The sequence below is a fragment of the Streptomyces sp. NPDC059874 genome (assembly GCF_042731135.1).
Taxonomy (GTDB): domain Bacteria; phylum Actinomycetota; class Actinomycetes; order Streptomycetales; family Streptomycetaceae; genus Streptomyces.
In genome coordinates, this window is sequence record NZ_JBHWJY010000024.1 from 1 (window position 1) to 21,404 (window position 21,404).

Here is a 21,404-nt window from a genome sequence, read left to right on the forward strand (position 1 = left end):
CAGTGCTGTCGCGAGGGTTTCGAGATCTGTCGTCACAAACGGATCAACGAGACCCTCGCTTCATGCGCCCGAAGACTTCGGACTTACTCGTCTAGGCGTCATCGGCGTCCCTAGATCGCCGCGCGGTTGCAGGTCACGGGCCGGGAGATCACCCTTGAAGGGTGGGCCTCCCGGCCCTTTCGCGTGCGTCACCTTGTTCGGAGGTGCGTTGGTGAGTACGGATCTGAACAGCCCATTCCGCACGAAGTCGGTCGAACAGTCCATCCGGGATACCGAAGAGCCGGAGCATCAGCTCAAGAAGTCGCTCTCCGCCTGGGACCTGACCGTCTTCGGTGTCGGTGTCATCATCGGCACCGGCATCTTCGTCCTCACCGGCAAGGTGGCCAAGGAGACCGCGGGCCCCGCCACCGCCCTGGCCTTCGTGGCCGCCGGTGTGGTGTGCGCGCTCGCCGCGCTCTGCTACGCCGAATTCGCCTCGACCGTCCCGGTCGCCGGATCGGCGTACACCTTCTCCTACGCCTCGATCGGCGAGTTGCCGGCCTGGATCATCGGCTGGGACCTGGTGCTGGAATTCGCCCTCGGCACCGCGGTGGTCGCCGTCGGCTGGTCCGGGTACGTCCGCTCCCTCATGGACAACGCGGGCATTCACCTACCGGTGTCCCTCCAGGGGCCGGACGTGGTGGGCGGCACCTTCGACCTGCTGGCCTTCATCCTGGTGCTCGTACTGACCGCGATCCTGGTCGTCGGAGTGAAGCTGTCCGCGCGGATCACCGCCCTCGTCGTCGCGATCAAGGTCACGGTGGTGCTCATCGTGATCATCGCGGGCCTGTTCTTCATCAAGGGCAGCAACTACGAGCCCTTCATCCCGAAGGCGGTCAAACAGGAGGGCGGCGCGGGGCTCGACGCGCCACTGGTCCAGCTGATCTTCGGCTACGAGCCCACGAACTTCGGCATCATGGGCATCTTCACCGCCGCCTCCGTCGTCTTCTTCGCCTTCATCGGCTTCGACGTCGTGGCCACGGCGGCCGAGGAGACCAAGCTGCCCCAGAAGGACATGCCGCGCGGCATCCTCGGCTCGCTGCTCATCTGCACCGTGCTGTACGTGGCGGTCTCGCTCGTGGTCACCGGCATGCAGCACTACACCGAGCTGTCGGTGAGCGCCCCGCTGGCCGACGCCTTCAAATCCGCCGGGCATCCCGTGTACGGAGGCATCATCAGCTTCGGTGCCGCGGTGGGCCTGACCACGGTCTGCATGATCCTGCTGCTGGGTCAGACCCGGGTGTTCTTCGCGATGAGCCGCGACGGCCTGTTGCCGCGCTTCTTCTCGCGGACCCACCCGAAGTTCCGCACCCCGTACCGGCCGACGATCCTGCTGGGCGTCGTCATCGCGATCGTCGCCGGGTTCACCAGCATCAACGAGCTCGCGACACTGGTGAACATCGGCACGCTCTTCGCCTTCGTGGTCGTGGCACTCGGCGTGATCATCCTGCGCCGCACCCGCCCCGACCTGCACCGGTCCTTCCGCACTCCGTGGGTGCCGGTGGTCCCGATCCTGTCGATCGCGGCCTCGGTCTGGCTGATGCTCAACCTGCCGGCCGAGACCTGGCTGCGCTTCGCGATCTGGATGGTGATCGGCTTCGTCGTCTACTTCCTGTACGGACGGAGCCACAGCCGGCTGGGCAAGACCGGCCGGGACGCGCAGTTCTAGCGGTGTGTCAGCCCTTGGCGGGGGAGTCCTTCGCGGCGGCCGGGATCTTCTGGTCGTTGCGGAGGGCTTCCCACAGCCGCGTGGCCTGCGGCTCGGCGACGATCACTCGGTTCGGGTCCACCTTGTCGTAGGCGACCGGCAGCATGATCGTCTCCATGGTGTCCGGGTCCACGCCCTTCATGCTCTGCGCGAAGTCGGCGAGCGCGGTGAGGGAGGCGAGTTCGGAGTCGGTCGTCAGCGACTTGGTCCCGGCGTCGGCGAGCGTGTAGAGGCGCGCCGGGTTGCCGAGGGCGTCCTGCTTCTTGATCTCCTTCAGCATCGCCATCATGAAGGTCTGCTGGAGGCTGATGCGGCCGAGGTCACTGCCGTCGCCGTAGCCGTAGCGGGTACGGACGAACTTGAGCGAGTCGGTGCCGTTCAGCTTGTGCTCGCCGGCGTCGAGCTTGAGGCCGCCCTTGGCGCCGCTGATCGGCTTGTCGAGGTTGACGGTCACTCCGCCGAGCGCGTCGACCAGTTCCTTGAAGCCGGCGAAGTCGACCACGACGAAGTGGTCCACGCGCACCCCGGACATCTGCTCCACGGTCTTGACCACACAGGCCGGACCGGCCGCCGGGAAGATGCTGTTGAACATGGCGCGCTTCTGGGCCGGCACGGTCTTGCCGTCGCCGTCCTTGCACTCGGGCCGGGTGACCAGGGTGTCGCGGGGGATGCTGATCGCGGTGGCCTTGGACCGGCCCTCGGGTATGTGGATCAGCATCGTGGTGTCCGAGCGGGCACCGCTGACATCGCCGTGGTCGAGCTCGCCGTTGGCGCCGGCCCGGGAGTCGGAGCCGAGCACGAGGACGTTCTGCGCGCCGGCCACGACCTTCTGCGGGCGGTTGTCGCCGATCGCCTTGTCCAGGTCGACGCTGGAGATGTTGCTGTCGAGGCTGCTATACATCCACCACCCCACACCGCCGATGGCGAGGATCAGGACCGCCAACGACAGCAGAACGATCGACAGGACGCGCCGACCGCGACGAGGCTTGCGCCTGGTGGTGCGCGGGGACGTGGCGGGCTGGTCGGTCATGGAGGCAGAGCCCTTCTGCTATAGATGAATGTGAATAATAGGTGGCGCGTTCGAGTGGGTCGGACCGGGGTTGACCGGAGCGGACGCTCACACAACGTGAAGCACATGGTGGAAGGACGACGGTGGCGTGAACCGAGGCAGGGGCGGTGACAGAGCCGGCTACCAGGCTCGTAGGGCGCAGGACACCGCGCCGGGCGGAACCGGCCCCCTCCAGCCCTCCGTCCCCACCGGAAAATGGCTGTTCAGGGGCAGTGACGGCCGACTGACGGCCTACGGTTGCGCGGGACGAGGACTGCTCCGCTGGACCGAGTCCACCCCCGCCGGCGGCTGGACGGGACCCGAGGAGCTGGACGTACCCGGCTGGACCGGGCTGGTGGCCATGGCCCAGAGCAACGAAGGCTATATCCATTTCGTTACCTTGCGTGCGGCCACGGACGGCTCCGGCGGGCAGGAAATCGCCGTCGCCACCCAGTTCCAGTCGGGCCGCGGCCTGACCGACTGGCGCAGCCTCGGCACCCCGGGCGTACGTGGCGGCCCGACGGAGGACGGCCCGGCTTGCCCGCCGTGCATCGCCGTCAACCAGCGCTCCGGCGCCGTGCACGTCATCGTGTCCCTGCGCCACGGGGGCATCGTGCGGCGCAGCCGCAACGCCGAGGGCGTATGGGGTGGGTGGAAGCAGATCGCCCCCGATCCCTACCCGGGTGAGGTGACCGCGGTGATGCCCGCCGGCGGACCGCTGGAGATCCTCGCCGCCGGCCCGGCCGGAATCGACCGCTGGGTGGGCGCGGCACAGGGCCAGTTCAGGCTCGGTGACCGCATCGCCACGCGGATGGTCGGCGCACCCGTCGGATGCGAGACGGGCCCGCGCAGGGCCACGTACTTCTGGCGCCACCCCGGCGACGGCTCGCTGGTCGCCTGGCGGGCCGGGCACCCGGGCGTCCAGAGCGGCATGATGGGGCTCGGCGGGGCGGGCGGCCGTGGCACGCCGGGCGTCGGCCAGGCGCTCGTCGGCGGCTACGACTGCACGGTGCTCGCGCAGAACGGCGCGGACGGCGATGTCGAACTCACCGCCTACGTCAGCGAGAACGAGGGGTACGGCATCTGGTGGGCCTCCCTCGGCGGCCGGGGCCTGCACGCCCCCCAGGTGGCCGTGGACGACGCGGGCCGCATCGTGGTGGCCGCCGTTGGTGAGAGCGGCGCCCTGGCCGTCGCGCGCCAGGACACCACCCAGCAGGGCCTGGCCTTCGGCCCCTGGCAGCGGGCCTGAGCCCCCTGGGGTCAGGCCCGGCCGGGCCCCGCGGGGTCAGGCCCGGCCGGGCCCCGCGGGGTCAGCCGCGGTCCGGCAGCGGGCTGCGCTGCGCGACCTCCACGCTGAGCCCACCGGACTTCGCGTAGTACGGCGTCGCCACCAGTTCGAGGCCCTGGGCGCCGGGTGCGGGCGCGAAGGGCACGGGCCGGCGGGCCGTCGTGTCGAGGTCGTCGGCGCGGCGTGGACCGAGCCGTACCTCCTGGGTGACGCCTTCGTAGCTGACAGCGAGATAGAGGTCCCAGACCCCCGGCGGAAGCGGTCGGCCGTCGGGCGTCTGCGCCAGGTTGAGCCGGGCCGAGAAGCGACCCATCGCCCGGGGGTTGCCCTTGGCGTTGGTCAGCGTGTCGTCGCGCCGGGCGGTCGTGGGGAAGCTCTCCTCCGCCCCGCTCGTCTGTTCCCGCAGCACCAGCCGGGTGGCCCGGTCCTTGGTCGACAGCTGCTCGAAGAAGGCGAATCCGTCGAGGATCAGCGCGGGCCCGTCCCAGCGCATCTTCTGCAGCTGGTGACTGACGGTCATGTCGTCGGTGATGTCGAACAGTTCGTCCGGCAGCCCGACCTGCGGATCACGGAAGAACGGGAGGGTCGTGAAGACCCGCCCGTTCTCCACGGTCTTGCGTACGCCCGGCCGGTCCCTGTCCTTCTCGAAGGCGGCCATCGCCGCGGCCTCGGCGACCTGGCCGCGCGCCAGCAGCGCGAAACGCACTGCCGGCATCCGGGGGAGCAGCGCCAGCGCACCGGGTGAGACCTGGGAGCGGAGGATCTCGGCCGCGCCCCAAAGCGTCTGCTCGCGCTCCGCCTGGTCCGTGGCGGTCAGCAACGCGACCTCGGTCGCCTTGCCCAGTTCCACCTCCAGGTGTCGCGAGTGGAGCCGGTCCCGGCGCGGTCCCTCCGGCAACTGCGCGCTGACCAGCGCCAGCATCCGTGCGACGAGCGCGATGCGGTCCGGCAGGGTGACCGGGGGCGCCTGCGAGGGGCCCTTGATGACACAGGTCCGGTCGCCGACCACCGAGACGTTGTCCGCCCCGATGTACGCGCCGGCCGTGAACACCTGGTCGTCGCCGATCAGCAGGTCGGTGGGGAAGGCCAGCCCGCGCCGCTGCACCATGCTGGTGCGGAAGAGCTTGTCCGGCGTCAGCGACCAGTAGGCGCGCGACGCGTACACGTCGGTGTAGGCCTGGTTCTTGCGGAACATGGAGGTCGCGACCGAGTGCCGGCCCGAACTCTCCAGCTTGCCGAGCACGACGTCGGCCTCGTTCGTGTCGGCTGCCGCGACCATCCGGGCCAGGGCGTCCGGCGCCAGCCGGTCCACCGCCTCCAGGAAGATGAGGTACCGCCCGGTGGCCTGGCTGAGTGCCCAGTTGCGGGCCGTCGCCGCGCTCAGTCCGCGCGCCACCCGCCCGACGCGCAGGAATTCGGGGTACCGCTGCGCCGCTTGGGCCAGTGCCTCGCCGCTCGCGTCCGTCGAGCCGTCGTCGACGGCGATGACCTCCAGGCGGTCGGTGCCGATCGACTGGGCGGCGAGAGAGGAGAGACAGGCTTCGAGCGTCGCGGCCTGGTTGCACACCCGCAGGACGACGGTCACGTCCGTAATCTTCATGATCCTGTGATCCTCATCGGTTCCGCGCGGGCTGCTGCGGCGGGGGCCACGGCATCTCCCCACTGAGCTCCGGCCACTGCCAGGGCCGGAAGGCCACGTCCGTCGGGTACTCCGGGAACACCCGCTGGGCTTGCGCCGGGGCGCCCACGAAGACGTTTACGTGCGATGTGAGCTTCACGGCCTCCGGCGTGGTCACCGTGTACTCCAGCCGGTCGTAGCCGGTGAAGCCGGGGACGGGCGTATAGGCGACCCAGCCGTCGTAGGACACCTCTGCGGAGCCGGCCCGCGGCTGTGTCACGGAGACGACCGTGCTCCCCGCGGGGGCCGCCGCCAGCACGTTGACCGAGCCCGTGCCGCCCGGCTCGGCCGTGATGCGCAGTCCCCTGGCCACGCCCGGCCGGCGCAGCGGCAGCGCCGCGCCCGAGAGCTTTCCGGTACGCACGATCTTGCGCCCGGTCGCGTCGGGGACGCCCACGATGAACTGGGGCCTGATGCGGTGCGCGGTGACCGCGGCGCCGACGCGCAGCTGCAGGACACCCGTGCTGCTCTCGCCCGCCTCGGCCCGCAGCCGGAACCAGCGTTGGCGCGGAAAGTACTCCAGCCCCTGCACCCCGACGATCTCGGCGGCTTCGGTGAGCGGCGCCTCCAACAGGTATGCGCAGCCGCGCGGAGCCCCCTGGTCCGGCGCCATGGACACGCCGATCTCGAAGGAGTCCCCGGCGGTCACGCCGGCCCGCGGTTCGGCGGAACTGTAGAGACCCGCGTAGACGGCGCCCAGCGACGGGTCACCGCCCAGGGCGCGGCCCCGGCAGAGGAGATACACGAGCTGGACTCCTACGAAGAGGGGAACTCTGACACACGGGACGAGGTGCGGTGCTGGAACGTCTCCTCGTCCAGCCAGCCCATCTCGTCGTACGAGAACCGGCGGCGGTCGAGGTCCCTTCCCCAATGGGAGGGGATGATGCCCTGCTCCAGCATGCTGCGCGCGACGAACCGGGCGCACTCGATCGCGCCCTCGGCCCGTACGTGCACGTTGTCCCAGTCCACGACGTTCCTCTGGAGCGGCTCACCCGGTCGAAGGAAGGTGAACACGGACTTGGACGCTTCCGGCCCGAGCTCCTCCCACCACTCCAGGCTCTGACCGTGCAGGTCGACGACCGGTACGTGCTCGTCCTCGGCGAGCAGCCGGGACGCGAGGACGTGCTCGTCGAGGGGGCGGCCGACGTTGCCGTGCGCGTCGATGCGGCGCAGCTCGTACGGCAGGAGGATCACCGGGTGGGCCTGCCGCTCCCGCGCCCCGTGTACATAGGCGGCCATGTGCTCCTGGAACGTGGAGAACGGCTCGGTGTGCAGGCCCGCGTCCGGTTTGCGGTCGATCGGGCCGAAGCCGAACAGCAGGTGATCGCCGGGCGCGATGTTGTCCAGGATCCACTGGAGCCGCCCGCGCTCGCGGAAGCTCTTGGAGCTCGCGCGGGCGCGGGCACAGTTGACGACTTCGACCGCGTCGGTGAGGAACAGCGGCAGCGCCTGAGCCCAGCCCGCCATGGGCAGGTAGCTGTACGGACGGGTGACGGCGGTCGAGTCACCCGCGATGAAGATGCGACTGCGGCCGCCCTGGGGCTGCCCGGTTGTGTACGTCATGCCTAGACCTCTTGCTCCTCCGCGGTCTGGGTCAGAAGCACCGACTCCAGAGCGGCCTCGAAGGCGGACCGCTGCGCGGGGGATGAGGTCGGGTCCTGCTTGCGCACGTCGATGACGTGGCCCGTCATCTCCGACAGCAGGACGTCCAGGGAGGTCAGGGCCACCGACTCGGAGGACAGCAGGGAGGCCATGGGCTCCTCGCCGAAGGCCTTGGTCCGCATCGGGGTGGCGGTGCGCTCGGGGTTCACGCAGTTGACGCGGATGCGGTCGCCGGCCCACTCGTCGGCGAGCGCCTGCGTCAGGTTGACCATGGCGGCCTTGGTGGAGGAGTACAGGCTGTACCCGGCGCGGCCGCGCGTGTAGCTGCTGGACGTGAACAGGAGCAGCTGGCCCTCGCTCTCGCTCAGGTACTTGTACGAGGCCCGGGCGATGTTCACCGGGGCGAGGTAGTTGACCTCCAGCGCCTCCCGGATCGTCTCGTTGTCGGTCTCGTCGAGGCGGCCGACGCGCAGCACGCCGGCGGTGTTCACCACGTAGTCGATGCGGCCGGTCTCGGCATAGGCCCGGGCGAGGGCCTCCTCGACGTGGTCCAGGTTCTCCACGTGGGTACCGGTCGTGGAGCGGCCGAGTGCGAAGACGCGGGCCCCGACGCCCTCGGCGATGCGCGCGATGTCGGCGCCGATGCCGTACGAACCACCGAAGACGACGACGGTCTTGCCGGACAGCTGCTCGCGGTAGGCGGCCTCGCCGACCTGCGCGGGCGCGGTGTGAGAGGCGAGCTGGAACAGCTTGTCGGCGATGAAGACGTCGACGGGCTGAGTGACCTTCATGTTGTACTCGTCGCCCTGCACCACGTGTACCGGCACGTCGGGCAGGTACTTGACCACGACGGAGCAGTCGTCCGTGGCCTGGAACGACGGGTCGCCCTCGGCCCGGTCGTAGGCGGCGCGGATGGTGGAGAGCCGGAACCCCTGCGGGGTCTGGCCGCGGCGCAGCCGGGAGCGGTCGGGCACCTCGGTGATGAACTCGCCGTCGTCGCCGTGGGTACGGGTGACGATGATGGTGTCGGAGGAGGGGATGGCCACGTCGACCGCCTGGTAGGTCTCCAGCGCCTCCACGCACTCCTTGACGACGCGTTGCGAGAGCAGCGGGCGGACCGCGTCGTGGAAGAGGAGGTTGCAGTCCTCGTCGGCGCCCAGGCCCTCGGCCGCCGCGCGGATCGCGATACGGGTGGTCGCGCTGCGGTCCGAACCGCCGGCCAGGACCCGGTTGACCTTGCTCAGGCCGGCGCGGTCCACGATGCGCTGGGCGTCGTCCACGTAGTCGGGCGTCATCAGGAGGATGACGTCGTCGACGTCGGGAGCGGTCTCGAAGATGTGGAGGGTGTGCTCCAGGATCGACTTTCCGGCGATCTTGATCAACTGCTTGGGTATCTCAAGACCTATGCGCTGACCTGTGCCCCCGGCGAGGACGACGGCGATGGTGCGGCGCGGGGTGGCACTGGAGGACAAGGTCTCCTTCTTCCTGGCACGGGGTTGGGCTCGAATGGTGTACGGGGTCCGGCTACGCGGGCAGGTGCGTCTGCTCCGGGTACTCCACTGGGTGATCGAGCAACCCGCGCCGGTACAGGTTGTTGGCGGCGGCGTTGAAGCGGACGCCCGAAGGCGGGTATTCCTGCCCGAGGAGGTACTCCTTGAGCTGCTCCCGGTAGGGCGCCATGACGTCCTGGTGCGGCTTGAGCATGGCCTCGATGGCGGTGCTCAGGCCGTTGCAGTCGGTGTCCAGCAGGTACGAGGCGTACGCGGTGCGCTGCTCGTTGCGGAACTCCTGGTCGGGGAGGCCGTCGAGGTTGAAGATCGCGTACGGCTTCAGCGTCGCGACGAAGTCGGAGACGACGCTCGACATGTCTCCGATGAGCAGGTCGGACTGGTTGAAGCAGTCGTACAGGGCGGGGATCCGCTCGGTCACCACATGGTGTGCGGCATCCGGAATCGCACTCCAGTACAGGGTCGCCGCCTGGTTGCGGCTCCGCCTGATACGGGCGGTCCGCTCCTCCTCGGTGAGGTCCGGGTACTTGGAGCGGACGCCGCGTTCGGAGAGGTCGGCGATGCGCTGGTCGATCCGGGCGAGCTTCTTGGCCGCCGACTTGGAGTCGGTGGCGTTGCGGCCGAAGCGCCGGGCGTTGTCCTCCTGAAGGAGGGCGATGACACGGCGGTGTGCGGCGGCGGCCTCGGCGGAGCGCGAGCCGGTGAGCGGGTGCGGCTTGTAGATGATCCGGATCTCCTGCTCGTGGTCGAGCAGTGCCTGGATCAGCTTTTCGCCGGCCGGGATGACCGAGGTGTAGCAGGCGTCGTCGGTCCAGCCCTCCCAGGTGGGGGCGTAGATGACGGTGGGCAGCGGGCCCGCGACCTTGCCGGTCCAGCGGTGCAGGGGCATGAGCTGGGGCCGGCCGACCTCGACGATCTGGTTGTGCGTCACGGCGTGCTTGATGCGCTCGTAGCGGTCACGACCGGCCCGGCCGGCCACCCAGATCTCATCGAACACCTTGCTGACGCGGTTGCTGCTCGCGAGCTTGTCACTGTCGCCGTGTCCGATGAAGACGTGCTTGACCTCGGCGCGCTGGAGCATGTGCACGTTCTTGCCCGCGTTGCCGGGGTAGAGGGCGACACGGAGCTCGTTCATCTCGATCCGTGCGAGGTTGTCCGCCTTGGGGACGCAGATGACGGGGATCGCCGTCGCGTCCAGGTAGCGCAGGGTGGCCCGCTCGCGCAGCACGATGATGGGGCGCAGGTCCAGCTCTTCCAGGGCCTCCAGCCACATGTTCACCTGGTACATGAAGTCTTTGGAGATGGCGGCGAAGGTGAAGTAGAGCGCGACCTGGGGGCGGTATTCGGCCAGCTGGTAGTTGAGCTCGTCGATGGCCTCGTCGTTGGTGGGCAGCTTGAGCGCGTCGCGCGCCCCGGGCAGCAGCACCATCAGGGAGAGGTAGGCCAGGAAGACGGTGGTGATCATCCCGTACGTGACCCAGCGCCAGTCGTCGGTCGCGATGGTGGCGAGGGCGCCGGCCATCAGCGGGATGTCCAGGTGCAGGGTCTTGCGGACGTGCTTGTCGACCAGGAACGGGTGCGGCATGCGGCGGATGCCGAGCGCCTCCAGATCCAGCCCGCGGGTGGTGAACGGCACCTCGTTGCGCTGCTTGCGCACGTGCTTGAGGAGCGCGCCGTACGCGAGTTGCAGGATGAACAGCAGCAGCAGGCCGATGGTGGTCATCTGCGCCACGAAGGACTCGATGTCCACGAGCGCTCCGCACAGGCCCAGCAGCAGGAACTGCCGGATGAGGAAGCGCATGGTGAGGCCGAAGCGGGAGTCGCGCAGCCGTTCCAGCGTCGTCGACTCGGTGTTGTGGAGGAGCAGGTCGAAGGCATAGCTGCCGACCGCGCAGTACACGAATGTGGTGAGGGAGGCCACGGCGACGGCTGCCATCATGCCGATGAAGCTGAGAATGAGCCCAGCACTGATCAAGATGCCGAGGACAGCCTGGCGTCGCTTGGAGCCCATCGTGCAGTGCCTCCCCCGTGGAGGTTTGAGAATGGCTTGAAGTGTCGGAGTAGTATAAGCAGCCGTATGGACGGTGTTAGTACTCCTGGTGAACCCCAGGCCAACGCGTGGGCTTTATCACGCAGCTAAGGTCACGCATGGATAACGAGACCCCCGTCCGGCGAAGATGACGGACTTTCGTCCTGAATGCGACATCTCAGCTCGTGAAGCGATACAGGGTCAGTTCGCGGTAGTCCCGGGTCTTCACGGAGAAGCCGATGCACAGTCCGGGCCGGCCCCCTGCGAGGCTGATGGCCATCCCCTCCGGCTCCCGGTAGGGGAGATCGGGCGCCACGGTCACGCGCTGGCGTCCCTGCGCCTTTCCGGTGTTGACGTCGATCGCGGAGATGTACGTATTTCCGCCGGACTTCTGTGGATTGGCTCCACTTTTGCCCGTGTACGGATTGCCCGTCAGTATGTAGATGAAGTCGCCGTGCAGCGCACAGCCCTGGAACCATTCCTCTTCCCTGACCTGTACGCCGGCATTGATGAACCGTGCCGATTCCGTGCGCCCGGCCAGGAAATCCTCCATTTGGTATACGGCGAATTTCTGTTCGTCATCGCGTTCGTGACTCACGAGCACCCGCCCGCCGGCCAGATCGAGGGAGGGCGTGACGTCGGACGCACCCGGGACGGGGTCGAAATGGGTCACGGCCGGGTCGGAGCTGTCGAGGGTCGTGCCGGTCTTGAACAGCGTACGGGCCACTGACCGGCCGTAGCCGGTCCGCGGGTCGGCGCTCCCCTCCACCCACAGGTATGTGCGCTTCCCCACCGGCTCGACGCCGAAGGAAATGCCGTGCCCGAACCCGCGGAGGTACATGTAGCCGATGATTTCCCCGGTACTCGTCAGCCGGGTCAGGCACATATCGCCGGCGCGCTTGCGGTCGGCGGCGGCCACCGGCTCCTGCTCGTCGGAAAGGTGGATGGCCGCCTGGAGGGTCTGGAGGGTGTAGATCAGCCCGTTCGTGTCGTCGAAAGCGAAGGACTGCGGGCCCGTCGCGTTGAAGAGCTGCGTCGGTGCCAGTAGTTCCGTGCCCGACCGTATGTCGAATTCGCCCGCCATCGGCGGCGGACCCGTCCGCTCGGCCGCCCCGGGCTCGGCCACCTCGGAGTCGCGTGCCCACGTCAGGCCGCCCGCGGCGATGGCGGCGGCGACCCCGCCTCCGGCGAACAGCAAGGTTCGCCGGGAAAAAGGAGTCTGAATGTCCGCCATGCTCGGCATTCTGTCATCAGGGCCGTTCGGCCCCTGTGTCGGCCCCCGACCAGCGGGTTTCTCGAACGGGGCAGGCGCCCGCCCCCCCGGTGGGGGACGGACGCCCGATATCCCTTTGCGCCACTGCGTGGCGATATGTCAGACCTCAGACCTCGGTCGTCAGGCCGGAACGCTCGCCAGGCCCGGGGCCAGGAACTTCTTGCCGTTCACGCGCTCCGAGACACCCTCACGGTCCAGGTACGGCGTGATGCCGCCCAGGTGGAAGGGCCAGCCGGCGCCCGTGATGAGGCAGAGGTCGATGTCCTGGGCCTCGGCCACGACACCCTCCTCCAGCATCAGGCCGATCTCCTGCGCCACCGCGTCCAGGACGCGGTCGCGGACCTGCTCCTCGGTCAGGACGACATCGCCCTGCACCAGGAGGGCGGCGACCTCGGGGTCCAGCTCCGGCTTGAAGTTGTTCTCTGCGGAGTAGACGTAGAAGCCGCGCTTGCCGGCCTTGACCACGGCCGCCAGGTTCGGGGAGACGGTGAAGCGCTCCGGGAAGGCGCGGTTCAGGGTCTCGGAGACGTGCAGACCGATCGCCGGGCCGACGAGCTCCAGCAGCACCAGCGGGGACATCGGCAGGCCGAGCGGCTCGATGGCCTTCTCGGCGGTGACCACCGGGGTGCCCTCGTCGATGACGTTCTGGATCTCGCCCATGAAGCGGGTCAGGATGCGGTTCACGACGAACGCCGGGGCGTCCTTGGTGAGGACCGCGGTCTTCTTCAGCTTCTTGGCGACACCGAAGGCCGTGGCCAGCGAGGCGTCGTCGGTCTGCTCACCGCGGACGATCTCCAGCAGCGGGAGGATCGCGACCGGGTTGAAGAAGTGGAAGCCGACCACGCGCTCCGGGTGCCGGAGCTTCGAGGCCATCTCCGACACCGACAGCGAGGAGGTGTTGGTGGCGAGGATCGCGTGCGCCGGGGCGACCGCCTCGACCTCCGCGAACACCTTCTGCTTGACGGACATCTCCTCGAACACGGCCTCGATGATGAAGTCCGCGTCCGCGAAGCCCTCGGCCTTGTCCAGGACGCCGGTCACCAGGGCGGTCAGGCGGTTGGCCTTGTCCTGGTTGATGCGGCCCTTGCCGAGCAGCTTCTGGATCTCGGCGTGGACGTAGCCCACACCCTTGTCCACGCGCTCCTGGTCGATGTCGGTGAGGACCACCGGCACCTCCAGGCGGCGCAGGAACAGCAGCGCCAGCTGCGAGGCCATCAGGCCCGCGCCGACCACGCCGACCTTGGTGACCGGGCGGGCGAGGGACTTGTCCGGGGCACCGGCCGGGCGCTTGCCGCGCTTCTGGACCAGGTTGAAGGCGTAGATGCCCGAGCGCAGCTCGCCGCCCATGATGAGGTCCGCGAGCGCGGTGTCCTCGGCGTCGAAGCCGGCCTGCAGGTCGCCGTCCTTGGCCGCGGCGATGATGTCCAGCGCGCGGTAGGCGGCCGGAGCGGCGCCGTGCACCTTGGAGTCCGCGATGAAGCGGCCCTTGGCGACGGCCGCGTCCCAGGCCTCGCCGCGGTCGATCTCGTCGCGGACGACCTCGGTCTCGCCCTTCAGGACCTTCGCGGTCCAGAGCAGGGACTGCTCCAGGAAGTCGGCGCCCTCGAAGATCGCGTCGGCGATCCCGAGCTCGAAGACCTGCTTGCCCTTCAGCTGGCGGTTCTGGTTCAGCGAGTTCTCGATGATGACCGAGACCGCGCGCTCCGCGCCGATCAGGTTCGGGAGGAGGGCGCAGCCGCCCCAGCCCGGGACCAGACCGAGGAAGACCTCGGGCAGCGAGAAGGCCGGGATGGCCTTGGAGACGGTGCGGTAGGTGCAGTGCAGACCGACCTCGACACCGCCGCCCATCGCCGCGCCGTTGTAGTAGGCGAAGGAGGGGACGGCCAGCGCCGCGAGGCGCTTGAAGACGTCGTGGCCGCCCTTGCCGATGGCGAGCGCCTCGTCGTGGTTCTTCAGCAGCTCGACGCCCTTGAGGTCGGCGCCGACCGCGAAGATGAACGGCTTGCCGGTGATGCCCGCGCCGACGATGGAGCCCGCGAGGGCCTCCTGCTCGACCTGGTCGATCGCCGCGTTCAGGTTGGCGAGGGACTGCGGACCGAAGGTGGTCGGCTTGGTGTGGTCGAAGCCGTTGTCCAGCGTGATGAGCGCGAAGCGCCCGGCGCCGAACGGCAGGTCCAGGTGGCGGACGTGCGCGGACGTGACGACCTCGTCCGGGAACAGCTCGGCCGCGCCCTTCAGGAGCTCAGCGGTGGTGCTCACTTGGAGTCTCCCTCGGCGTTGAAGTTCGGGTTCTCCCAGATGACCGTGGCGCCCATGCCGAAGCCGACGCACATGGTGGTCAGGCCGTAGCGGACGTGCGGCTGCTCCTCGAACTGGCGGGCCAGCTGCGTCATCAGGCGGACGCCGGAGGAGGCGAGCGGGTGACCGAAGGCGATTGCGCCGCCGTACTGGTTCACGCGGGCGTCGTCGTCGGCGATGCCGTAGTGCTCCAGGAAGGCGAGGACCTGGACCGCGAAGGCCTCGTTGATCTCGAACAGGCCTATGTCCTCGATGGACAGGCCGGCCTGGGCGAGGGCCTTCTCGGTGGCCGGGATCGGGCCGTAGCCCATGACCTCGGGCTCGACACCGGCGAAGGAGTACGAGACCAGGCGCATCTTGACCGGGAGGTTGTTCTCCCGGGCGAAGTCCTCGGACGCGATGATCGCGGCGGTGGCACCGTCGTTGAGACCGGCGGCGTTGCCCGCGGTGACCCGGCCGTGCGTACGGAACGGGGTCTTCAGGCCGGCCAGGTTCTCCAGCGTGGTGCCCGGGCGCATCGGCTCGTCGGTGGTGACCAGGCCCCAGCCCGTCTCACCGGCCGCCTCGTTGGTGTTGCGCACCGAGATCGGGACCAGGTCCTGCTGGATCTTGCCGTCGGCGTACGCCTTGGCGGCCTTCTCCTGCGAGCGCACGGCGTACTCGTCGGCGCGGAGCTTGGTGATCGTGGGGTACCGGTCGTGCAGGTTCTCGGCGGTCATGCCCATGAACAGGGCGGACTCGTCGACCAGCTTCTCGGAGACGAAGCGCGGGTTCGGGTCCACGCCCTCGCCCATGGGGTGGCGACCCATGTGCTCGACGCCGCCGGCGAGGGCGACGTCGTACGCACCGAAGGCCACACCGCCGGCGACGGCGGTCACGGCGGTCAGCGCGCCGGCGCACATGCGGTCGATGGAGTAGCCCGGGACGGACTGCGGGAGGCCCGCGAGGATGCCGGCCGTGCGGCCCAGCGTCAGGCCCTGGTCGCCGATCTGCGTGGTCGCGGCGATGGCGACCTCGTCGATCTTCGCGGGGTCCAGGTCCGGGTTGCGGCGCAGCAGCTCCCGGATCGCCTTCACGACGAGGTCGTCGGCGCGGGTCTCGTGGTAGATGCCCTTCGGGCCCGCCTTGCCGAACGGGGTGCGGACGCCGTCGACGAAGACGACGTCCCTGACGGTACGAGGCACGTTGGCTCTCCTCCAGGTGCGGGTGTGCACTGCTGCGCGGGGGCATGCTCGGCTTACGTCACTGAGCGCCCGCTCACCCGGCCCATGCTACTTGCGGGTAACCCGTGTGCACACCCCCTGCCCGAGGAGCGGCGAAGGTCACACCGGCCGGGGCCCCGTGAGCCCCCTGCGCCCCCGCCGTGCGCCCGGCCGATCGGCGCGTTCCGGGCTACCCGAACGGGTCGCGCGCGCGGCGGGCACGGTGACGTCCGTGGCATTGGACGCACCCCGGTCCGACGCTGGGCTCGGTCCGGTACACGCCCCGGGCCCGCCGACCGAAAAGGAGTGCCGCGATGCCCGCACCCGTCGTCACCGACCACCACGTGCCCCACGTCTCGACCATCCCCGCGAACAAGGGCGAGGACGTGGAACTCTTCGTCCGCGAGCGCAACGGCACGCCGACCGGCGGCCCGCGCCGGCCCGTCCTCATGCTGCACGGCCGGAGCGTCCCGGGGCTGGCAGCCTTCGACCTCGCGCACAAGAAGTACAGCTGGGCCGACGAACTGGCGAAGAAGGACTTCGACGTCTTCGTGATGGAACTCCAGGGATCCGGCCTGTCCACCCGCCCGAAGATGGACGACCGGCGCAACGTCAGCCCGGCGCAGCAGGGCCTCCTCGTCCCCAATCCGAATCCGACGCTCTATACCGGCGGGCCGAACTACGCGGCGCAGCTGAACAACTCGCAGAGCGACTGGGACGAGGTCGACACGGTCGTCGAGTTCATCCTCGGGATCACCGGCGCCTCGGAGGTCGACCTCATCGGCTATTCCGCGGCCGCCCAGCAGCTCGGGCCGTACGCCATCCAGCACCCCGGCAAGGTGCGCAGCCTGTTCCTGCTGGCGCCGATCTTCCCGCCGAAGGGCAGGCCGAGCGCGCCCGGGACCGATTTCGACGCACCGGTGCCGCTGCCGGTGTCCGCTCCGGCAGCCGCCTTCGGCTATCCGATGAGCGTCGGCACGAAAGGCGGCTTCAAGACCGTGTGGGACAGGGACCTGCACTGCCCGGACCAGCGCGAGAACGACATGGTCGACATCGTCTGGAAGGCGGTGATGGACACCGACCCGATCGGCCGCTACTGGGGCGGCACGGTGGCCGGAACGCCGGAGGGGCTGAACCGCGTCCGGAACTCGTACTGGTGGGGCTGGAACTCCACCACCGCCCCGCTGAACGGGACGCTCGGCGGCACGGTACCCGTGTGCCTCGTGTACGGGGCGTACGACACCGTTGTGAACACCTCGCCGGACCTGGGCCTGCTGTACTTCTCGGTGCCCGAGCTCTACAAGGCCATGCCCGGGTCGGACAAGCTGATGTTCCGGATCGCCTGCGCGAGCCACCAAATTCCCTGGGAGCGCGAGTCGAAGCTGGTGCACACCATGTCCGAGCACTGGCTCAAGCAGGGCAAGGTCGAGGGTGCGACCTCCGGCGCCTTCGACCGGGACGAGGACGGGGCTCTCACTCCCTTGTAGTGAGAACCCCGCACACGTTTCCGGCGGTCGGCCGGATCAGGCGGTCGCGGCCAGCGCCGTGACCAGGGCCGCGGTCACCTGTTCGATCTGCCACGGGCGGGCGCCGTAGCCCGCCAGGGCCTCGGCCACCGCGTCCGCGTCGAGCCGCTGCGGCGGCTCCCAGCACAGTCGGCGGACCGTGTCCGGGGTGATCAGGTTCTCCTGGGGCAGGTTCAGCCCCTCCGCGAGCGCCGAGACGGCCGTGCGGGCCGCCGACAGCCGGGCCGCGGCGGCCGGGTCCTTGTCCACCCAGGAACGCGGCGGCGGGGGACCGGCCGGGGTCGCCCCCGGCTGCGGCAGCTCGTTCTCGGGCAGCGCCTTCGCCCGGTCCACGGCGGCCATCCACTGCTCCAGCTGGCGCCGGCCCATCCGCTGCCCGTAGCCGGGCAGCACGGACAGTGCCTGCGCGTTCACCGGCAGCGCCAGCGCGGCCTCCACGATCGCGGCGTCGCCCAGCACCTTGCCGGGGGACACGTCGCGCCGCTGCGCGATCCGGTCCCGGGACTCCCACAGCTCCCGTACGACCGCCATCTGCCGGCGCCGGCGCACCTTGTGCATGCCCGAGGTGCGCCGCCACGGGTCCTTGCGCGGCGGCGCGGGCGGGGCCGCGGCGATCGCGTCGAACTCCTGGCGGGCCCATTCCAGCTTGCCCTGCCGGTCCAGCTCCTTCTCCAGCGCGTCCCGCAGGTCGACCAGCAGCTCCACGTCCAGCGCGGCGTAGCGCAGCCACGGCTCCGGGAGCGGGCGGGTGGACCAGTCGACGGCGGAGTGGCCCTTCTCCAGCGCGTAGCCGAGGACGCTCTCGACCATGGCGCCCAGTCCGACCCGCGGGAAGCCGGCCAGCCGACCGGCCAGCTCCGTGTCGAAGAGGGAGCTCGGCACCATGCCTATTTCGCGCAGGCAGGGCAGGTCCTGGGTGGCGGCGTGCAGGATCCACTCGGTGCCGGACAGGGCCTCGCCCAGTGCGGACAGATCGGGGCAGCCCACCGGGTCGATCAGCGCGGAGCCCGCACCCTCGCGGCGCAGCTGCACCAGATAGGCGCGCTGGCCGTAGCGGTACCCGGAGGCGCGCTCGGCATCGACGGCGACGGGGCCGGTACCCGCGGCGAAGGCCGCGACCACCTCGGCGAGGGCGGCGGCGTCGGCGACCACCGGAGGGATTCCCTCACGGGGCTCCAGCAATGGAATCGGCGGCCCATCGGACGAACTGACGACATCGTCCGGGGGGCCGCCCCCGGTGGTGGTGCGCAGGTCTGCTGCGGTCTCTTGGGCGTCGGTCACCGCTCAAGGGTATCCGTGGATGCGACGCGCCCGTCGCCGGAACGTTCCGTCGACGGGCGCGATCGGTATGCGTGGAGTTTGCGGGGAGTCCGCCGGGGGGCTCCCGGCCGGCTATCCGGGAGCTGCGGCCGCCCGCGCTCAGTGGATGATCCCGGTCCGCAGTGCCACGGCGACCATTCCGGCCCGGTCGCCGGTGCCCAGCTTGCGGGCGATCCGGGCGAGGTGGGACTTGACGGTCAGGGCGGACAGGCCCATCGAGACGCCGATGGCCTTGTTGGACTGGCCCTCCGCGACGAGGCGCAGGACCTCGACCTCGCGGCCGGAGAGCTCGCGGTAGCCGCCCGGGTGGCTCGGGGCACCCGGGGGGCGGCGGTGCATACGGGCCGCGGCGGCGCCGATGGGGGCGGCGCCGGGCCGGGTGGGGAGCCCGATGTTGGTCCGCGTACCGGTGACGACGTAGCCCTTGACTCCGCCCGCGAGGGCGTTGCGCACGGCGCCGATGTCGTCGGCGGCGGACAGGGCCAGGCCGTTGGGCCAGCCGGCGGCGCGGGTCTCGGACAGCAGGGTGAGACCGGAACCGTCGGGCAGGTGTACGTCGGCCACGCAGATGTCGCGCGGGCTGCCGACGCGGGGGCGGGCCTCCGCGATGGACGAAGCCTCGATCACGTCACGTACTCCGAGGGCCCACAGATGGCGGGTCACGGTGGAACGGACGCGCGGGTCGGCCACGACGACCATGGCCGTCGGCTTGTTCGGGCGGTAGGCGACCAGGCTTGCGGGCTGCTCGAGAAGAACGGACACCTAGGCCTCCTGGGGGAGTGGCGGGACGGCCGGCTCGGGGAAGGAAGCCGGTGCGAACCGTGCGGATGGTCACTGACTCCTTCGGCACGTCACCCGCCCGGCTTTAGGGAATGATCACGATTTGGTGAGTAACAATTCGGGCAATTCGGACGCACGATCGATCATAGGGTGATCAGAAGCCCGCAACGGATGCCGCGTTCCGACACACCGCCACGGGCTTCGACCGGCTGTTCCCCCGTATTCGTCGTACGTCCGTACGGCCCCGCGGCTACGGGTGGTGCGGACCCCGCCGCTGTGGCAGGGAGACCACTCCCGTGCCCGTGTCCGTCGGACCCACCGGCGGCAGCCCCGCGATTTGACACAGCAGCTCGCACCACGCCGACAGGTGCGCCGAGGTGTCCGGCACCCCGCCCACTCCTTCGCGGGGCGTCCAGGAGGCCCTGATCTCGATCTGCGTCGCCGGACGGCGCTCCGCGAGCCCGCCGAAGTAGTGCGAGCTCGCCATGGTCACCGTGCCGCTCGCCTCTCCGTACGCCAGCCCGCGCGCCTCCAGCGCCCCCGTCAGCCAGGACCAGCACACCTCCGGGAGGAGGGGGTCCGTGGCCATCTCCGGCTCCAGTTCCGCCCGTACGAGCGTCACGAGCCGGAAGGTTCCCTGCCAGGCCTCGTGCCCGGCCGGATCGTGGAGCAGGATGAGCCGGCCGTCGGCCAGATCGTCCTCCCCTTCCACTACCGCCGCCTCCAGCGCGTAGGCGTACGGCGCCAATCTCTGCGGCGGCTTCGTGGGATCGATCTCGATCCCCGTGCGCAGCCTCGCCTTCTTCAAGCCGTCGACCGCCCGCCGGAACGGGAGCGGGACGGAGCTCTCCTTCGCGCTGTCCGTACCGTCAGCGCCATCTGAAAATCGTCCCTGAGCCGCAGCCATGCCGGGAAGACTAGGCGGAACGAGCGCCCGTACGGCGCAGCCACACCCGCGCCGGGCCGGGCACTTCTTCATACGTGCGAAGATTTGGGTCGTGAGCGCCAACGAAAACCGCCCCACGGGCCAGCCGAGTCAGACGTACGATTCCGCCTTCCTGAGGGCGTGCCGGCGAGAGCCGGTGCCGCACACCCCCGTGTGGTTCATGCGGCAGGCCGGGCGCTCCCTCCCCGAGTACCGCAAGGTGCGCGAAGGCACGGCCATGCTGGAGTCCTGCATGCGCCCCGACCTGGTCACCGAGATCACGATGCAGCCGGTGCGACGCCACAACGTCGACGCGGCGATCTTCTTCTCCGACATCGTGGTCCCGCTGAAGGCCATCGGCGTCGACCTCGACATCAAGCCGGGCATCGGCCCGGTCGTCGCCCAGCCGATCCGCCGCCGCGAGGACCTCGCACAGCTGCGCGACCTCACCCCGGAGGACGTCTCGTACGTCACCGAGGCGATCGGCATGCTCACGGGTGAACTGGGCTCCACGCCGTTGATCGGTTTCGCGGGCGCGCCTTTCACTCTCGCGAGCTACCTCGTCGAGGGCGGTCCCTCCAAGAACCACGAGCACACCAAGGCCCTCATGTACGGGGACCCGGAGTTGTGGGCCGACCTGTTGGACCGCCTCGCGGAGATCACCTCCGCCTTCCTCAAGGTCCAGATCGAGGCGGGCGCCTCCGCCGTCCAGCTCTTCGACTCCTGGGTCGGCGCGCTCGCCCCGGCGGACTACCGCCGCTCGGTGATGCCGGCGTCGGCGAAGGTCCTGCAGTCGGTCGCCTCGTACGGGGTGCCGCGCATCCACTTCGGCGTGGGCACCGGTGAGCTGCTCGGCCTGATGGGCGAAGCCGGCGCCGACGTCGTGGGCGTCGACTACCGGGTCGCCCTCGACGAGGCCGCCCGCCGCGTCGGCCCCGGCAAGGCGCTCCAGGGCAACCTGGACCCGGCCGTCCTCTTCTCCACCCCGGAGGCGGTCGAAGCCAAGACGGACGAGGTCCTGGCGGCGGCGGCCGGCCTGGAGGGCCACATCTTCAACCTGGGCCACGGCGTCCTCCCGACGACCGACCCGGAGGCGCTGACGCGCCTGGTGGACTACGTCCACACCAAGACGGCCCGCTGACCCGGAAAAGCCGCCTCGGACAAGATCGAACGTCGGTAC

At 69.8% G+C, this 21,404-nt stretch carries 16 protein-coding genes; 4 read left to right on the forward strand and 12 right to left on the reverse strand.

Annotation, left to right across the window (positions count from 1 at the left end):
* Window positions 1-211: 211 nt before the first annotated feature.
* Complete coding sequence (locus ACFV9H_RS16060; RefSeq protein WP_385398152.1) at window positions 212-1,708, forward strand: amino acid permease; 1,497 nt, start codon at window positions 212-214, stop codon at window positions 1,706-1,708.
* Between the two features lie 7 nt (window positions 1,709-1,715).
* Here ACFV9H_RS16060 and ACFV9H_RS16065 read toward each other — a convergent pair whose 3' ends face one another.
* Window positions 1,716-2,777, reverse strand: coding sequence for an LCP family protein (locus tag ACFV9H_RS16065; RefSeq protein ID WP_385398154.1), 1,062 nt, complete (start codon window positions 2,775-2,777; stop codon window positions 1,716-1,718).
* Between the two features lie 127 nt (window positions 2,778-2,904).
* Here ACFV9H_RS16065 and ACFV9H_RS16070 point away from each other — a divergent pair, with 127 nt between their 5' ends.
* Window positions 2,905-4,044: a hypothetical protein gene (locus ACFV9H_RS16070; RefSeq protein ID WP_385398156.1), complete on the forward strand. Its 1,140-nt coding sequence runs from the start codon at window positions 2,905-2,907 to the stop codon at window positions 4,042-4,044.
* A 61-nt stretch (window positions 4,045-4,105) separates the two neighbouring features.
* On the opposite strand, the gene ACFV9H_RS16075 is transcribed toward ACFV9H_RS16070, so the two are convergent.
* The 8 genes from ACFV9H_RS16075 to ACFV9H_RS16110 form a co-directional block, all read right to left on the reverse strand.
* Entirely contained in the window at window positions 4,106-5,683 is a 1,578-nt protein-coding gene (locus tag ACFV9H_RS16075; protein WP_385398158.1) for a glycosyltransferase family 2 protein, read from the reverse strand.
* A 13-nt stretch (window positions 5,684-5,696) separates the two neighbouring features.
* Entirely contained in the window at window positions 5,697-6,506 is an 810-nt protein-coding gene (locus tag ACFV9H_RS16080; protein WP_385398160.1) for an Ig-like domain-containing protein, read from the reverse strand.
* Window positions 6,507-6,517: 11 nt separating this feature from the next.
* Complete coding sequence (locus ACFV9H_RS16085) at window positions 6,518-7,324, reverse strand: rhamnogalacturonan acetylesterase (protein ID WP_385398162.1); 807 nt, start codon at window positions 7,322-7,324, stop codon at window positions 6,518-6,520.
* A 2-nt stretch (window positions 7,325-7,326) separates the two neighbouring features.
* On the reverse strand, window positions 7,327-8,835 hold the full coding sequence (locus ACFV9H_RS16090) for an SDR family NAD(P)-dependent oxidoreductase (RefSeq protein WP_385398164.1): 1,509 nt from the start codon (window positions 8,833-8,835) through the stop codon (window positions 7,327-7,329).
* A gap of 52 nt (window positions 8,836-8,887) precedes the next feature.
* The gene (locus tag ACFV9H_RS16095; RefSeq protein ID WP_385398166.1) at window positions 8,888-10,810 is read right to left on the reverse strand and encodes a hypothetical protein; all 1,923 of its coding nucleotides are present in this window, start codon (window positions 10,808-10,810) and stop codon (window positions 8,888-8,890) included.
* Between the two features lie 268 nt (window positions 10,811-11,078).
* Window positions 11,079-12,143 carry a signaling protein gene (locus tag ACFV9H_RS16100; protein ID WP_385398168.1) on the reverse strand — a complete coding sequence of 355 codons (1,065 nt, stop codon included), beginning with the start codon at window positions 12,141-12,143 and terminating at the stop codon, window positions 11,079-11,081.
* A 150-nt stretch (window positions 12,144-12,293) separates the two neighbouring features.
* Window positions 12,294-14,432, reverse strand: a complete 2,139-nt coding sequence (locus ACFV9H_RS16105) for a 3-hydroxyacyl-CoA dehydrogenase NAD-binding domain-containing protein (RefSeq protein WP_385398170.1) — start codon at window positions 14,430-14,432, stop codon at window positions 12,294-12,296.
* Window positions 14,429-15,655: an acetyl-CoA C-acyltransferase gene (locus ACFV9H_RS16110; RefSeq protein WP_361754051.1), complete on the reverse strand. Its 1,227-nt coding sequence runs from the start codon at window positions 15,653-15,655 to the stop codon at window positions 14,429-14,431. Before ACFV9H_RS16110 ends, ACFV9H_RS16105 begins: the two co-directional genes overlap by 4 nt.
* A gap of 332 nt (window positions 15,656-15,987) precedes the next feature.
* Between ACFV9H_RS16110 and ACFV9H_RS16115 the strand changes: the two genes are divergently transcribed.
* Window positions 15,988-17,160 carry an alpha/beta fold hydrolase gene (locus ACFV9H_RS16115; protein ID WP_385398173.1) on the forward strand — a complete coding sequence of 391 codons (1,173 nt, stop codon included), beginning with the start codon at window positions 15,988-15,990 and terminating at the stop codon, window positions 17,158-17,160.
* Window positions 17,161-17,196: 36 nt separating this feature from the next.
* Here ACFV9H_RS16115 and ACFV9H_RS16120 read toward each other — a convergent pair whose 3' ends face one another.
* The 3 genes from ACFV9H_RS16120 to ACFV9H_RS16130 all read right to left on the reverse strand — a co-directional run bounded on the left by ACFV9H_RS16120 (window position 17,197) and on the right by ACFV9H_RS16130 (window position 20,206).
* Window positions 17,197-18,480 carry an HRDC domain-containing protein gene (locus tag ACFV9H_RS16120; RefSeq protein ID WP_385398175.1) on the reverse strand — a complete coding sequence of 428 codons (1,284 nt, stop codon included), beginning with the start codon at window positions 18,478-18,480 and terminating at the stop codon, window positions 17,197-17,199.
* A 138-nt stretch (window positions 18,481-18,618) separates the two neighbouring features.
* Window positions 18,619-19,281 (reverse strand): response regulator transcription factor, encoded by a 663-nt coding sequence (locus tag ACFV9H_RS16125; RefSeq protein WP_007267191.1) that lies wholly within the window; start codon window positions 19,279-19,281, stop codon window positions 18,619-18,621.
* A gap of 268 nt (window positions 19,282-19,549) precedes the next feature.
* Window positions 19,550-20,206 (reverse strand): DUF3000 domain-containing protein, encoded by a 657-nt coding sequence (locus ACFV9H_RS16130; RefSeq protein WP_385398177.1) that lies wholly within the window; start codon window positions 20,204-20,206, stop codon window positions 19,550-19,552.
* A gap of 91 nt (window positions 20,207-20,297) precedes the next feature.
* On the opposite strand from ACFV9H_RS16130, the gene hemE reads away from it, so the two are divergent.
* Window positions 20,298-21,365 (forward strand): uroporphyrinogen decarboxylase, encoded by a 1,068-nt coding sequence (gene hemE / locus ACFV9H_RS16135; RefSeq protein WP_385398179.1) that lies wholly within the window; start codon window positions 20,298-20,300, stop codon window positions 21,363-21,365.
* The last annotated feature ends 39 nt before the right edge of the window (window positions 21,366-21,404 follow it).

What these genes read in the sequence shown, in the direction of transcription:
- ACFV9H_RS16065 (WP_385398154.1), bottom strand. Translation starts at nt 2,777, where the DNA reads ATGACCGACCAGCCCGCCACGTCCCCGCGCACCACCAGGCGCAAGCCT.
- ACFV9H_RS16075 (WP_385398158.1), bottom strand. Translation starts at nt 5,683, where the DNA reads ATGAAGATTACGGACGTGACCGTCGTCCTGCGGGTGTGCAACCAGGCC.
- ACFV9H_RS16085 (WP_385398162.1), bottom strand. Translation starts at nt 7,324, where the DNA reads ATGACGTACACAACCGGGCAGCCCCAGGGCGGCCGCAGTCGCATCTTC.
- ACFV9H_RS16095 (WP_385398166.1), bottom strand. Translation starts at nt 10,810, where the DNA reads ATGATGGCAGCCGTCGCCGTGGCCTCCCTCACCACATTCGTGTACTGC.
- ACFV9H_RS16100 (WP_385398168.1), bottom strand. Translation starts at nt 12,143, where the DNA reads ATGCCGAGCATGGCGGACATTCAGACTCCTTTTTCCCGGCGAACCTTG.
- ACFV9H_RS16115 (WP_385398173.1), top strand. Translation starts at nt 15,988, where the DNA reads ATGCCCGCACCCGTCGTCACCGACCACCACGTGCCCCACGTCTCGACC.
- ACFV9H_RS16130 (WP_385398177.1), bottom strand. Translation starts at nt 20,206, where the DNA reads ATGGCTGCGGCTCAGGGACGATTTTCAGATGGCGCTGACGGTACGGAC.